Consider the following 13,473-nt stretch of genomic DNA (forward strand, 5'->3'; position numbering starts at 1 on the left):
CCACGGCGGGAATTCAGGAGGGCGGGTCGCGGCGGAGCCGGTGCCGGGGCTCGGAGAGGAAGGTTCCTGCATTGCCGACGCTGCCCGGGTCCCGACGCACTCCCGGGGCCTGCCGCGAGGTTTCAGAGCCCGAGCATCCGTTCCGCGAACCCCGAACGGAACGTCCGGCCTGGATCGACCCGCCGAACCAGCTCGCGGAACCCGTCGAGGCCCGGGTACAGGCGTGCGATCTCCTCGACCCCGAGCGAGGTCGTCTTGCCCCAGTGCGGCCGAGCATCGAACGGGGCGAGCGCCGCCTCGAGCGTGGGCAGCAGCGCGGCGACCTCGGCGACGTGCTTCCGCCAGGTGAACGCGATGCAGAGGACGTCCTCGCCCTGGGACGGACTCAGGGGGAGCGTGTCCGCGGCCATGGTCCGGAGCTCGGCGACGTGCAGGTGCGGCTGGATCAGGTGTGCAAGAGCATGCACCGCGTCGAGCGCCCCGGCAGCGTTCCGGAGCGGGACGAAGTGCTCGGACTGCACCTCGGAGCCGACCGACGGGACCGAGTCGATCGTGAAGTGGGGAAGCCGGTCCCACCACGGCCCGGAACTGCCGTCGCGCGCCGTCCGGAGGCCGTCACCCGGGACGGGAGGCAACCGTGGCGCGCCGAACAACTCGTCGGGGATGGACACGTCCTCTGCGTCGTCGGGTATCCGTGACTTCATGAGTACCTCGCGGACTGAGCCGTCCCAGTTCGTGAAACAACAGACGCTCGTGCCGGCGGCGAACACCTCGTCGACGTGCTCGGTGAAGGTCGACCACGGGATCGGCCCGAACGCATCTTGCCGCATCCTGTAGCGCGGTTCGACGTCGAGCGTGACGCGGGTCACGATGCCGAGCAGCCCGAGGTGGAGGACACTGCCGACGAAGTCCGGTTCGCCGCGTTGCACGGTGCGGACCGTCCCGTCCGCGCCGATGAACTCGAGGGCGGAGACCGCCGAGGACAGCGAGCCCGAACGTGTCCCCGATCCGTGCGTCCCGGTCGCGGTGGCTCCCGCGATCGAGATGTGCGGGAGGGACCCCATGTTGTGCAGGGCGAACCCGGCGTCGTCGAGCACCGGGGCGACGTCGCCGTACCGGGTGCCGGCGCCCACGGTGAGCGTCGACCCCCAGCGGGCCAGAGCATCGGTGCGGATCACGGGATCGGACGAGACCGCTGTGAGGTCCACGAGGATGCCGGGTCCGTCGGACGTGGCGGGGCCGTCAGCGACGTCGGAGAACGAGTGCCGGGTTCCGAGTCCACGGACGGCGTCGCCGCGAGCTGCCGCACGGGCGACGATCTCGGCCGCCGCCTCGACCGAGGACGGCCGCTCGACCCGACTCGCACGGTAGGTGTACGTCCCCGCCCAGTTGCTGCCAGCCGGACCGCTCGGGGCCGCGCGGGTCGGTACCGTGCCGGAGGTCTGAGTCGTCGCATCGTCGCGCATGGTCCCGAGCCTGCCACGTCGGCCCCGGGGTCCGTCGAGAAGGGCCACACCGCCCGCGCGCATGCCGCCCACCCGGCCCGCCTGCCAGCGGCCAGCGCGCGCGCCGCCCGCCCCGGGCCTCCCGTCAGTGCGCCGGAACGCCCGCCGGAGCGCCAGCCGGGAGCGCCACCTCAGCCGGCTTCCGGACGAAGCACACCGCGACGATCCCGACGAGCGAGATGACCGCCCCGCAGAGGAAGGCGAGACGGACCCCCGCGGCGGCAGCCCCCTCGGCCCCGAGGCTCGAGGCGTCCGACCCAGATGCAGCCGACGCCGTGCCGATCGCCATCAGGGTCACGAACAACGCCGTACCGGCAGCACCGGCGACCTGCTGCGCCGTGCCGACGATCGCGCTGCCGTGTGAGTACAGGTTCGGCGAGAGGCCACCGAGCGCTGCGGTGAAGAGCGGGGTGAACGTGAGTGCGAGTCCGATGCTCAGGACGACGTGCGCCCCGAGGACGAACCAGATGCTCGTGTCGGTGCCGACCGTGGTGAGCGCCCAGAGCACGGCGCTGACGATGACCGCGCCCGGGATCGCGAGCACCCGCGGTCCGTGCCGGTCGTAGATGCGGCCGACGAACGGCGACAGCACGCCCATCAGGAGGCCCCCCGGGAGCAGCATGAGCCCGACGCTCAGGACGTCGAGACCGAGGACGTTCTCGAGGTAGATCGGCAGCAGGATGAGCGTCCCGAACATCGCCATCATGGACAGCGCCATCGCGATGATCGCGAACGTGAAGGTCGGGAGCCGGAACGTGCGGAGGTCGAGCAGGGCCCGGTCCTCGCGGGCCAGTCGGGACTGGCGCAGGATGAAGACCGCGAGGGCGGCCGCCCCGACCACGAGCGAGACGACCGGGACGGCGACGCCCGTCTGGTCGACCGTCGCGATGCTCGACAGTCCGTAGACGACACCGCCGAACGCGAACGCGGAGAGCACGACGGACACGACGTCGATCGGCAGCCGCCGCGGGGTCGTCACGTTCGGGATCTTGGCCATGCCGATGACGAGTGCCGCGATCGCGATCGGGAGGACGAACCCGAACAGGAACCGCCAGTCGAACACGTTGAGGATCAACCCGGAGATCGTCGGTCCGACTGCGGGTGCGACCGAGATGACGATCGAGATGTTGCCCATCACGCGTCCGCGGTGGTGCGGTGCCACGAGCGTCAGCACCGTCGTCATGAGGAGCGGCATCATGATCGCCGTCCCGCTGGCCTGCACGATCCGGCCGACGAGCAGGACCGGGAACCCCGGGGCGAGCAGCGACACCAGGGTCCCGAGGGAGAACAGGCTCATCGCCCACATGAACACGGGCCGGGTGTTGAAGCGCTGCAGGAGGAACCCGGTGATCGGGATGACGACCGCCATCGTCAACATGAACGCCGTCGTGAGCCACTGGCCCGTGGTGGCGGTGATGTCGAGGTCGCGCATGAGGCGTGGCAGGGCGACACCCATGATCGTCTCGTTCAGGATGACGACGAACGCCGACACGAGCAGCAGGCCGATGACGAGTGTGTTGCTGCCGCCTGCCCGGGCTGGGGCGGCGCCGTCGACGTCCGCATCCGTCCCGGTGGGCGTCTCGAGGATGCGGTCGGTCATGGATTGCTCCCAGTGCGCTCGAGGAGGAAGGACAGGTGGCGGCGACCACATCGTCGCGCGACGAGGGTACCGACACCCTGTGACAACCGACAGGCCCCGAGGCTATTCCGCGAATGCCCGGACGCGCGTCGTCCCCACCAGTGTCATCGCCGCGACCGCCGCCGCGAACACCACCCCGGCCGCGACGAGACCGACCGCGCCGGCCAGTACCCCGGCCGCGATCGCGGGGACCGAGATCGCCAGGTAGGCGGTGATGAAGTAGGAGGTCGTCGCCTCCGTGCGTCGTGCGGGCTCGGTCGCCGCCGTGATCGCGCGCATCCCGGTCATGAACAGCAGCCCCTGCCCGACGCCGGAGCACACGGCGGCCAGGACGAGGACGGCGAGCGAGGCGGTCAGGAGCGCGATGACGAGCGCCGCCATCCCGACGAGGAGGCCGACCGACCCGACGACGACGGCACGCCGATCGGCGAGTCCCTGGAGTGCGATCTGTCCGGCCGCCGAGGCCCCGAACAACAGGAACGTCACGCTCCCGATCGCCGCGGGGGAGTGGACGCCGATCACCGTGCCCATGAAGTTCGGCGCGACGGAGGAGAACAACCCGCACACCGCGAACCCCGTGATCGCACCGATCGCAGCCGCCCAGAAGACCCGCCGGGACTCGGCCGGGATCCGTGGGAGCTGTATCCGGAACGGCGCGCGTTCCTGCGGCGCCGTCTCCCGCATCGTCAGGAGGGCGGCTCCCGCCACGACCAGCAGACCGGCGTGCACGAGGTACGGGGTGTGCAGAGGAGCGGCGGTCCACGCGGCGACGAGACCTGCCATGAGCATGCCGAGCCCGAGCCCGCCGATGTTCGCGGCGGTCGCCAGCGCACCGGCGAGTCGACGTCGGCCGGGGGGCGCGGCCTCGAGCACGGCGACGGTCCCGGTCGAGGTGAACACCCCCGCGGAGAGCCCGGACAGCACTCGCCCGACGGAGAGCATCCACTCGGGTGACCCGATCGCGAACACGACGGCCGACAGCAGGGAGAGCACGAGACCGACGAGCAGCATGGGGCGGCGGCCGATCGTGTCGGACAGCCGCCCGACGAGCACGAGCGCGAGGATGACCCCGCCCGCGTACACCGCGAACAGCACGGTCGTCGTCGTGCTGCCGAACCCGAACACCGACTCGTAGGTGGGGTAGAGCGGAGTCGGGAGGGTGGTCCCCATCATCGCGACGGCGAACACGTACACCGCCGCGGCGAACCCGAGCACGGGAGCGGTCGTCCGGCCGGCGGTTGCAGAATCGGTCACTGCTCGACGGTACGCCGGGAGGGTCGTGGTCGGTTCCGCAGGAGATCGGTGCGGTGGAGGGGTGGTCGGGCCCGGGATCGGTGGAGGTTCCTGCGTTCCCGGCAGCCCTGGCCGACGCCGCGGGCCGACGCCGCGAACCGCGATCGGGGGAGCGGGAGAGCCGACCCCCGATCGCGGAGACCCGGATGCGCGACCCTCAGTGCAGGATGTCGAACTCCAGCGAGTCGTGGTGCGGCGACACCGACCGGATCGACACGTCCGTCACGGTCGCCGACGGTGGGCCGCTCCAGAGCAGCTCCATGAGGGCGTCGACCGCGACCTCGGGCCCTTCCGCCTCGATCTCGACGGTCCCGTCGAACAGGTTCCGGGCGTACCCGGTGAGTTCGAGGCCGTCCGCCTTCCGTGCCGTCCAGTAGCGGAAGCCGACCCCCTGGACCGTCCCGGTCACGACGGCGTGCCTCCTGGTGATCGGTGTCATACCGCCAACATAGGGATGCATCGTTTCCGGGCGGTCACGTGGCCTTTTCGACCAGATCACGTCGTGTTTCCGTCACGTGACAACGAGGTCCGGACGGGTCGTTCGCCACCTCGGGCACCGTGTCGGCCCGCCGAGTTGCGGACGCCCACGTTCGGGTGTTGAATCCTCTTGTTCAGGTCATGCCGACCTTTACACTTCCAGTCATCTCAACCTGAACGGCGACGACCATGCGATCGACTCCCGACGCCGGCATCCGCGTTGCCGTGTCGACCGTCATCCTCGCGCTCCGGCCGCACCCCGACACCGGCGCCCCCGTCCTCTGGACACCGCTCGTCCGACGGATCGCCGCACCGTTCGAAGGCTCATGGGCACTGCCCGGCGGGTGGGTGGGCGCGGACGAGGGGCTCGAGGAGTCCGCCGCCGCCCGCCTCGCCGAGACGACGAAGGTGCAGCCGCGCTACCTCGAGCAGCTGTACGCGTTCGGCGACGTCGACCGGTCCCCGAGCCGCGTCGTGTCGATCGTCTACTGGGCCCTCGTGCACAGCGACGAAGCCGACGCGGTCCCGGACGACTGGAACGTCCGCTGGTTCCTCGTCGACGAGCACCCGCCACTCGCGTTCGATCACGACCGCATCGTCGAGTACGCGTTGTGGCGGCTCCGGAACAAGGTGTCGTACTCCCGCATCGCACAGGCGTTCCTCGGTGACCGGTTCACCCTGGCCGAGCTTCGGGCAGTGCACGAGGCCGTGCTCGGCCGGGTCCTCGACCCGGCGAACTTCCGGCGACAGATCGGCCAGTCGGACGCCATCCTGCCGACGGACGAGCTGTCCTCCGGTGGGCGACACCGCCCGGCACGGCTCTACCGCTCGAACCCCGACCTGGCCTTCGCGGACAACGGCCCCGTCTTCGCGGACAACGGCCCCGTCTCCGCGGACGACGGCCCCGTCTGTGCGGTCGACGGCCCCGTCAGCGCGGTCGACACGACGATCCTCGCCGCGCCGAGCGCGGCCACCCCCACCCCAGCCACGACCGTCACCCGATGAGGAACGACACCATGTCCATCGCGACCACCATCGACCTCATCTCCAACGGGCGAGCTCCCGGCGCGACCTGCACCCCCGACCTCGCCGAGCCGACGTGGACGTTCGACCAGGTCCCCGGGTACGGCCCCGGGTCGAGCATGTCCGACGTCATCCCGACGAGCGCGCCCCGGCAGGGCATCATCCCGGACGAGTACCGCACCGCCCCCGTCGAGGAGCTGCACGCCAGGATCGAGGCGGCGAAGGCGACCCTCGGGGACCGCGTCGTCGTCCTCGGGCACTTCTACCAGCGGGACGAGGTCGTTCGGCACGCGGACTTCCTCGGCGACTCGTTCCAGCTCGCGAACGCCGCGCTGACGAAGCCCGATGCCGAGGCGATCGTGTTCTGCGGCGTGCACTTCATGGCGGAGACCGCGGACATCCTCGCCCGGCCGGAGCAGCACGTCATCCTCCCGAACCTCGCGGCCGGGTGCTCGATGGCGGACATGGCGGACATCGACAGCGTCGAGGCGGCCTGGGCGGACCTCGAGAGCGTCTACGGCACCGAGCCGGACGCCGACGGCCGCGTCCCGGTCATCCCCGTCACCTACATGAACTCCGCGGCCGACCTCAAGGCGTTCTGCGGGCGGCACGGCGGGATCGTGTGCACGTCGTCGAACGCGGCGACCGTCCTCGAGTGGGCGTTCGAACGGGGGCAGCGCGTGCTGTTCTTCCCGGACCAGCACCTCGGCCGGAACACCGCGAAGGCGATGGGGATCCCCACCGACCTGATGCCGATGTGGAACCCGCGGCAGCCTCTCGGCGGCAACACCCCCGAGACCCTGACGGAGGCGAAGGTCGTGCTCTGGCACGGGTTCTGCTCCGTGCACCGCCGGTTCACCGTCGCCCAGATCGACCAGGCCCGCGCGGAGCACCCCGGTGTCCGGGTGATCGTCCACCCGGAGTGTCCGATGGAGGTCGTCGACGCCGCGGACCACGCCGGCAGCACGGACCTCATCCAGAAGGCCGTCGCTGCTGCCACCGAGCCGACGACGTTCGCGATCGGCACCGAGATCAACATGGTGAACCGGTTGCAGGCGCAGTACCCTCAGCACACGATCTCCTGTCTCGACCCGGTCGTCTGCCCCTGCTCGACGATGTACCGGATCCACCCGGGGTACCTCGCCTGGGTGCTCGAAGCGCTCGTCCGCGGCGAGGTCCTCAACGAGATCCGGGTGCCCGACGCGATCCAGGCCGACGCCAGGGTCGCGCTCGAGCGGATGCTCGCGGCCCGACCCCGTCCGCTCGGCGCGTCGAGTCCCGCCGCCGACACCGCGCGCTGATGCACGTCGTGATCGTCGGGTCCGGCATCGCCGGGCTGACCACCGCGATCCGCGCGAGCGCGGCCCACGACGTCACCCTCGTCTCCAAGGGTGCGCTCGCCGACGCCACGACCACCTCCGCGCAGGGCGGTGTCGCCGTGGCGCTCGGCGCGGACGACACGGTGCTCGCGCACATGACGGACACCGTCGTCGCCGGAGCCGGCGCGACCGCTGCCCGCGCCGTCGAGGTCCTCTGCACCGACGGTCCGGCCCGGGTCCGCGACCTGCTCGCGCTCGGGGTGCCGTTCGACCGGACCGCGGACCCGGCGGACGTCGACGTCCACGGCGACGACCTGGCACGCGGTCGGGAGGCCGCGCACTCCCGCTGGCGCGTCGTCCACGCCGGCGGTGACAGCACCGGCGCCGCGATCGAGACGACCCTCATCGAGGCGCTGCACCGCCGACACGTCACGATCCTCGAGCGGACGTTCCTCACCGACCTCGTGGTCCGTGACGGCGCGGTCGTCGGGGTGGACGTGCTCGACCTCCTCGGCGAGCCGCAGCGCATCGCCGCGGACGTCGTCGTCGTCGCCACGGGCGGCGCCGGGCACCTGCACCGGTCCACCACGAACCCGCTGGTGGCCACCGGGGACGGCATCGCCGCGGCCTGGCGTGCCGGTGCGGTGCTCGCCGACCTCGAGTTCATGCAGTTCCACCCGACCCGGCTCGCGGTCCCGGGCGGCGGCCTCGTCTCCGAGGCCGTCCGCGGCGAGGGTGCCGTCCTCCGCGACGCCGCCGGACACCGGTTCATGGCGGACCTGCACCCAGACGCCGAGCTGGCACCCCGGGACGTCGTCGCCCGGGGGATCGCCGCCGCGATGCGCGCACAGGACGAAGCCCCCGTGCTGCTCGACGCCACCGCGCTCGACGCCGGGTTCCTGACGAGCCGGTTCCCGGGGCTGACCGTCGCCACGAGGGCCGCCGGGTTCGACTGGACCCGGCAGGGAGTCCCGGTCGCGCCGGCCGCGCACTACTTCATGGGCGGGATCGCCACCGACGCGGACGGCCGGACGAGCCTCCCCGGACTCCTCGCCGTCGGCGAGGCCGCGAACACCGGCGTCCACGGCGCGAACCGGCTGGCGTCGAACTCGCTGCTCGAGGGTCTGGTGTTCGGCGTCCGTGCCGCCGACGCGCTCACGTCGGCCCGTCAGGAACACCCGCGACTCCGAGGGGTCGCGGCACTCGAGGTGACCGTCGTACCCGCGGACGCGATCGTGCCGGGGGCAGGCCGCGCCTCCAGTCCGTCGGTGGGCCCGCGATCCGCGGACGCGACCCACCGGACGGGAGGCGCGACCCCGACCCGACTGGACGGCTCCCGTCGGGCGGACGCGCAGGACCGGACGGGAGGCGCGGCCGCAGCCCACGAGGACGGCCTGCGGACCGCGGTCCAGACGGTGATGGCGGCTCGGGTCGGACTGCTCCGCGACGGGGCGGGACTCGCGACCGCACGTCGTGAGCTGGCGGCGCTCGCCGAGGGGGTGTCGGCGGCGACGTCGGTCCGGGAGCACGAGGACCAGAACCTCCTCCAGCTCGCCGGCCTCGTGGCGCTCGCCGCCGCCGCACGGACCGAGTCCCGCGGCGCCCACGCCAGGACCGACCACCCGGACGCCGACCCGGCGCAGGCGCGACCGCTCGCGTGGGTCCGGTCCGTCCCGGCAGGGTCCGCAGCTCGACCGGCCGGCCCCGTGTCGGCAGTTCAGGACTCCGCGCCGGTCCCGGCGTCGGACGACACCGCACACGACAGGGTTCCCGCATGATCGACACCGCCATCCCGCCGCACGTCCTCCGCCGGGTGATCGACACCGCGCTCGAGGAGGACGCGCCGTGGGGCGACGTCACGAGCGACGTCTTCATCCCCGCCGACGCCACCGCGACCGCGACGCTCACCGCCCGCGAGCCGGGCGTGTTCAGCGGCGGCGGGGTGTTCGCCGCCGTGATGGCCGCGGTCGACCCGACCATCAAGGTCGTGCTGGGCGTGCAGGACGGCTGCGCGTTCGCGGCCGGCGACGACCTCGCGACCGTGCACGGGTCCGCCCGTGCCGTGCTCCGTGCCGAGCGCGTCGCCCTGAACCTCGTGCAACGGATGTCCGGCATCGCGACGACCACCGCCCGGTACGTCGCCGCAGTCGCCGGGACGGACGCCCGCGTCGTCGACACCCGGAAGACCACGCCCGGGCTCCGCGCTCTCGAGCGGCACGCCGTCCGATGCGGAGGCGCGCACAACCACCGGACGTCGTTGTCGGACGCGGTGCTCGCGAAGGACAACCACCTGGCGGTCATCGAGGCCCGGGGCATCGGGCTCGGGGACGCCGTCCGGCAGGCGCGGGCCCAGCTCGGACACACCGTGCACCTCGAGGTCGAGGTGGACCGCATCGACCAGATCGAGCCCGTCGTCGCGGCGGGTGTCGACACGGTCATGCTCGACAACTTCACGCCCGCGATGCTCCGCGAGGGGGTCGCGATCGTCGCCGGCCGTGCGCTCGTCGAGGCTTCCGGCGGGGTGGACCTCGGAACCATCGCCGCGATCGCTGCGACCGGGGTCGACGTCATCTCGGTCGGTGCCCTGACGCACTCGGCACGGGCGCTCGACCTCGGGCTCGACGTGGTGGTGGCGGGGTCGGCGCCGGCGCCGGCGTCGGCGTCGGTCGAGGCCTAGGCGCGCCGTGCTCTACCTCGACCGCGCAGCGACGGCACCGGTCCGACGCGAGGTCCTCGAGGCGATGTGGCCCTACCTGACCGGGGTGTTCGGGAACGCGTCGTCGACACACGACGTCGGCGCCCAGGCGGCACGGGGCCTCGCCGATGCCCGGATCGCCGTCGCTCGGGCGCTCGGATGCCGTCCGGGCGAGGTCGTCTTCACGGCCGGCGGCACCGAGGCTGACAACACGGCGGTGAAGGGCATCGCGCTCGGCCACTCCGCCGCGAGCGCGGTGCACCGGGCCCGAGCCGCCGGCCGGCAGCCCCGCGTGGTGACGAGCCCGATCGAGCACGACGCCGTCCTCGGCAGCTGCGACTACCTCGTCCGGCACCACGGGTTCGCGGTCGACCACGTGACGGTCGATCAGGACGGACGCGTCGACCCCGCGTCGCTCGCCCCGCTCCTCGGCCAGGACACCGTCCTCGTCAGCATCGCCCACGCCGACAACGAGATCGGGACCGTGCAGGACATCCCGGCCCTCGCCGCCGTCGCACGTGCAGGCGGGGTGCCCTTCCACACCGACGCGGTCCAGTCCGCGCCGTGGCTCCCGATCGGCCTCGACGTCCTCCGGGTCGATGCCGTCAGCGTGTCCGGGCACAAGCTCGGTGCGCCGAAGGGGACCGGTGCGCTCGCCGTCCGGTCCCGGGTCCGGCTCGAGCCGCTCCTCCACGGCGGCGGCCAGGAGCGGGGGAGCAGGTCGGGCACCGAGGACGTCGCCGGGGCCGTCGGACTCGCCGCCGCGACGGCGCTCCGGGGCGTCGTCCGGGCGCGTGCGGCGGAGGACGCCACGGCGGCCCGGGACGTGCTCGTCGACGGGGTGCTCGGCCGGGTGCCGGGCGCGGTGCTGACCGGGTCGCGCGAGCACCGACTGCCCGGGCACGCGTCGTTCTGCTTCCCGGAGGCCAACGGCGAGACGGTGCTCCTCGAGCTCGAGGCGCGGGGGATCGTCTCGTCGTCCGGGAGTGCCTGCGCGGCGGGGAGCGCCGACGCGTCGCACGTGCTGCTCGCACTCGGTCTGCCGGAGGAGCTCGCGCGGACGGCGGTGCGGTTCACCTTCGACGAGACCCTGACCACGACGGATGCCGCGCAGGTCGTCGACGAGATCGTCGACGCCGTCGGGCGGGTCCGGGCCCTCCGTTCCTGAGTTGCCGACGGTGTCGGGGGCGGCACCGGTGACGGGGGCGGCGCGGGAGACGGGGGCGGCACCGGTGACGGGAGCGGCAGTGGTGGACTAGACGTTCTACTCCATCTCTGGGGGCGTGTCCCCCCTTCTGCGGACACGCCATGTCCGCCAGAGTGGGGACATGGCAAACGCGACCACCTCGACCAGCACGAACGGCGACGCGATCGTCCCGTCGTTCCGGGCGATCCAACTGCTGCCGGCACCCATGACGATCCTCGCCTTGGTGATCGCCGCGGGACACGGTCTGGAGGCGACGCCGCTCGCCGTCATCGCTGCCATCGGCGCACTCGCGACCATCGCGAGCACGCTCCTCCCGACGGTCCAGCCGCGCTCCGGGCGCTGACGACCGTCACCCGGCGCACGACACCGAACACCCTGCGCCGAACCCAGCACCACCACGAGACCGCGCTCCGGACCACACCCTGATCCGGTCCGGAGCGCGCCGGACGACGACCGTCCGGCCGGGACGCACCCCCTGCACTGCGTCCCGTGGAACCCGGAGCCCGCCGTGGGTCCGCCGGACGCCCTCCCTGACGTCCTGCGGAATCCCCTGACCTGCGGCGGGCCCGGGCTTCCGGCTACCGTTGACGGGTGCCCTCCTACCGTGTGACGCTCGTCGTCGGTGCGCTCGCCCCGGCCGTCCGTCCCGAGGCCGTCCTGCCGGCAGCGGCTGCCCTGGCCGCCGAACGCGCCGTCGTCGAGGCCCAGGACGTGCAGCTCGTCCGCGGTGAACCGCGTCTCGTCGTCCGGTACGAGGCGGAGCACGACGGGGTGGCGACGTCGGTGGCGGACCACGTCGTGCGTGGGATGGGGCCGGTGGCCGCGGTACCGTCGCACCACGTCACCCGTCGCGACGGCGGTCGGTGGGTGCCGGTGGCGTAGCCATGCCCCTACCGCAGCGTCGCGACCCAGGCGTCGACCTGTCGGGTGATCGTCCGGTCGACGCTCGCCCGGCTCGCCGTCGCCGTGCCGTCCCCGGGTTGCACCCCGTACGCCCCGAAGCGCGCGTGGTTCGCCCCCGGGATCTCGACCATGTCCGCGGACGCCGGGAGCCGGTTCCGGGCGGCGGCGACCTTGGCGGGGGTCGAGAGTCCGTCGCGTGAACCGGCGAGGCTCAGCACGTCGAGACGCGTGTGGGACAGGTCGTTCGCGCAGTAACTCCCGAGCAACAGGAGCCCGGCCGGCGCCGTGCCCGGACCGGACCCCGCTGCGAGCTGGCAGGCCCGCACCCCGCCGAGCGAATGCCCACCGACAGCCCACGTCCGGATCGACGGCGCCGCCGCCTCGAAGGTCGACAGCGGACGGAGGTCGAAGAACGCCAGGTTCAGGGTCGGCTTCGTGATGACGACCGTGGTGCCGTGCGCGACGACCCCGCGGAACGTCGCCATGTACGCGAAGGGGTCGACCTTCGCGCCCGGCACGAACACGATCCCGACGCCGTTCGCGGCCGTGCCGCCGCCGTCGCCCGTCGGGGTCATCACCACGGCGTCGCCGACGTCCCGCACCGCGACCCGGTCGTCGCGCCAGACCCGGAGTGCCGCGGTGCGGTCGCCGGGCAGCACGGTGTGCGCGTAGACCAGGAACACGACCACGAGGAGCACGAGCACGGTGACGGCGGCGACGACCGTCCTGCGGAGTCGACGGCCGAAGGTGCCGCGCCGGGGAGCGGACGGTGCAGGGGCAGCGGCCATGGCGTCTCGCTACCGATCGACCGGGTCGCGCGGCGGAACCGTCCCGGGCCAGACGTAGTCGAGGTCGTCCGGCACGTCGGGGAACAGCTGCCGGTAGTGCTCGGGCGACTTCTGGACGAGCTTCGACCGGTGCGATCGGTGGACGGCCTCGTCGTCGACCCACGACGGGACCGGGAACGTCCCCGAGCGGTACGCGGCGAGGTCGGCGGGTTCGAGCCCGAGGTCGGCGAGGGTCTTCTCGCGGCACGTGTCGGCGAACCCCCGGGCCGACCATTCGTCGCACGTGGCGTCCTGGTACGCCATCAGCGCCGGCCGGAACCCGCGCCACATCGTCGTCACCGGGTGGTGCTGCCAGCCGTACCCCGGAACGGTCAGCGCCCGCATCACCTGGAGCGTCTCGACCCGCTGCTTGCCGAGACGCCGGTCGTCGAGTGCGGCCACGGACTCGCGGAAGTCCGCGAAGGGCAGGAAGGTCTGCATGTGGGTGCCGTGCCTCCTGTCCGGTTCCGCCGCTGTGTGCCCGACGTACGCCGGACGGCCGACGCTACCCGGGTCACGGACGGTCCGTCCGGGCGCGCCGTGCGACACATCTCGTCACATCCTGACCGACCGCCGGCACGACGT

At 72.7% G+C, this 13,473-nt stretch carries 13 protein-coding genes; 7 read left to right on the forward strand and 6 right to left on the reverse strand.

What is annotated here, in order from left to right:
• Nucleotides 1-122 precede the first annotated feature (122 nt).
• The 4 genes from ACO0E0_RS02335 to ACO0E0_RS02350 form a co-directional block, all read right to left on the reverse strand.
• Nucleotides 123-1,466 (reverse strand): FAD-binding protein, encoded by a 1,344-nt coding sequence (locus ACO0E0_RS02335; RefSeq protein ID WP_422869788.1) that lies wholly within the window; start codon nucleotides 1,464-1,466, stop codon nucleotides 123-125.
• A gap of 124 nt (nucleotides 1,467-1,590) precedes the next feature.
• Complete coding sequence (locus ACO0E0_RS02340) at nucleotides 1,591-3,105, reverse strand: MDR family MFS transporter (protein WP_422869789.1); 1,515 nt, start codon at nucleotides 3,103-3,105, stop codon at nucleotides 1,591-1,593.
• A 102-nt stretch (nucleotides 3,106-3,207) separates the two neighbouring features.
• On the reverse strand, nucleotides 3,208-4,398 hold the full coding sequence (locus ACO0E0_RS02345) for an MFS transporter (protein ID WP_422869790.1): 1,191 nt from the start codon (nucleotides 4,396-4,398) through the stop codon (nucleotides 3,208-3,210).
• 196 nt (nucleotides 4,399-4,594) lie between these two features.
• The gene (locus tag ACO0E0_RS02350) at nucleotides 4,595-4,876 is read right to left on the reverse strand and encodes an acylphosphatase (RefSeq protein ID WP_422869791.1); all 282 of its coding nucleotides are present in this window, start codon (nucleotides 4,874-4,876) and stop codon (nucleotides 4,595-4,597) included.
• 227 nt (nucleotides 4,877-5,103) lie between these two features.
• Between ACO0E0_RS02350 and ACO0E0_RS02355 the strand changes: the two genes are divergently transcribed.
• The 7 genes from ACO0E0_RS02355 (at nucleotide 5,104) to ACO0E0_RS02385 (ending at nucleotide 12,040) form a co-directional block, all read left to right on the forward strand.
• Entirely contained in the window at nucleotides 5,104-5,919 is an 816-nt protein-coding gene (locus ACO0E0_RS02355) for an NUDIX hydrolase (protein WP_422869792.1), read from the forward strand.
• 11 nt (nucleotides 5,920-5,930) lie between these two features.
• The gene (gene nadA, locus ACO0E0_RS02360; RefSeq protein WP_422869939.1) at nucleotides 5,931-7,238 is read left to right on the forward strand and encodes a quinolinate synthase NadA; all 1,308 of its coding nucleotides are present in this window, start codon (nucleotides 5,931-5,933) and stop codon (nucleotides 7,236-7,238) included.
• Complete coding sequence (locus tag ACO0E0_RS02365) at nucleotides 7,238-9,034, forward strand: L-aspartate oxidase (protein ID WP_422869793.1); 1,797 nt, start codon at nucleotides 7,238-7,240, stop codon at nucleotides 9,032-9,034. The genes nadA and ACO0E0_RS02365 overlap by 1 nt, the downstream gene beginning before the upstream one ends.
• The gene (gene nadC / locus ACO0E0_RS02370) at nucleotides 9,031-9,933 is read left to right on the forward strand and encodes a carboxylating nicotinate-nucleotide diphosphorylase (protein ID WP_422869794.1); all 903 of its coding nucleotides are present in this window, start codon (nucleotides 9,031-9,033) and stop codon (nucleotides 9,931-9,933) included. Before ACO0E0_RS02365 ends, nadC begins: the two co-directional genes overlap by 4 nt.
• A gap of 7 nt (nucleotides 9,934-9,940) precedes the next feature.
• Nucleotides 9,941-11,119, forward strand: a complete 1,179-nt coding sequence (locus ACO0E0_RS02375; protein WP_422869795.1) for a cysteine desulfurase family protein — start codon at nucleotides 9,941-9,943, stop codon at nucleotides 11,117-11,119.
• Between the two features lie 160 nt (nucleotides 11,120-11,279).
• Complete coding sequence (locus ACO0E0_RS02380; RefSeq protein WP_422869796.1) at nucleotides 11,280-11,501, forward strand: hypothetical protein; 222 nt, start codon at nucleotides 11,280-11,282, stop codon at nucleotides 11,499-11,501.
• Nucleotides 11,502-11,749: 248 nt separating this feature from the next.
• The gene (locus ACO0E0_RS02385; RefSeq protein WP_422869797.1) at nucleotides 11,750-12,040 is read left to right on the forward strand and encodes a hypothetical protein; all 291 of its coding nucleotides are present in this window, start codon (nucleotides 11,750-11,752) and stop codon (nucleotides 12,038-12,040) included.
• Between the two features lie 8 nt (nucleotides 12,041-12,048).
• Here the strand turns inward: ACO0E0_RS02385 and ACO0E0_RS02390 are convergent, their stop codons facing one another.
• A complete protein-coding gene (locus ACO0E0_RS02390; protein ID WP_422869798.1) occupies nucleotides 12,049-12,849 on the reverse strand; it encodes an alpha/beta hydrolase in 801 nt (266 codons plus the stop codon).
• 9 nt (nucleotides 12,850-12,858) lie between these two features.
• Nucleotides 12,859-13,329, reverse strand: coding sequence for an MSMEG_6728 family protein (locus ACO0E0_RS02395; RefSeq protein WP_422869799.1), 471 nt, complete (start codon nucleotides 13,327-13,329; stop codon nucleotides 12,859-12,861).
• Nucleotides 13,330-13,473: the final 144 nt, after the last annotated feature.

The sequence above is a fragment of the Curtobacterium phyllosphaerae genome, assembly GCF_049341865.1.
In the GTDB taxonomy this organism is placed as follows: Bacteria; Actinomycetota; Actinomycetes; order Actinomycetales; family Microbacteriaceae; genus Curtobacterium; species Curtobacterium phyllosphaerae.

Coding starts and splice junctions, on each gene's coding strand:
- ACO0E0_RS02365 (WP_422869793.1), top strand. CDS start 7,238: ATGCACGTCGTGATCGTCGGGTCCGGCATCGCCGGGCTGACCACCGCG.
- ACO0E0_RS02340 (WP_422869789.1), bottom strand. CDS start 3,105: ATGACCGACCGCATCCTCGAGACGCCCACCGGGACGGATGCGGACGTC.
- ACO0E0_RS02355 (WP_422869792.1), top strand. CDS start 5,104: ATGCGATCGACTCCCGACGCCGGCATCCGCGTTGCCGTGTCGACCGTC.
- ACO0E0_RS02350 (WP_422869791.1), bottom strand. CDS start 4,876: ATGACACCGATCACCAGGAGGCACGCCGTCGTGACCGGGACGGTCCAG.
- ACO0E0_RS02395 (WP_422869799.1), bottom strand. CDS start 13,329: ATGCAGACCTTCCTGCCCTTCGCGGACTTCCGCGAGTCCGTGGCCGCA.
- ACO0E0_RS02380 (WP_422869796.1), top strand. CDS start 11,280: ATGGCAAACGCGACCACCTCGACCAGCACGAACGGCGACGCGATCGTC.
- ACO0E0_RS02390 (WP_422869798.1), bottom strand. CDS start 12,849: ATGGCCGCTGCCCCTGCACCGTCCGCTCCCCGGCGCGGCACCTTCGGC.
- ACO0E0_RS02335 (WP_422869788.1), bottom strand. CDS start 1,466: ATGCGCGACGATGCGACGACTCAGACCTCCGGCACGGTACCGACCCGC.
- nadA (WP_422869939.1), top strand. CDS start 5,931: ATGTCCATCGCGACCACCATCGACCTCATCTCCAACGGGCGAGCTCCC.
- nadC (WP_422869794.1), top strand. CDS start 9,031: ATGATCGACACCGCCATCCCGCCGCACGTCCTCCGCCGGGTGATCGAC.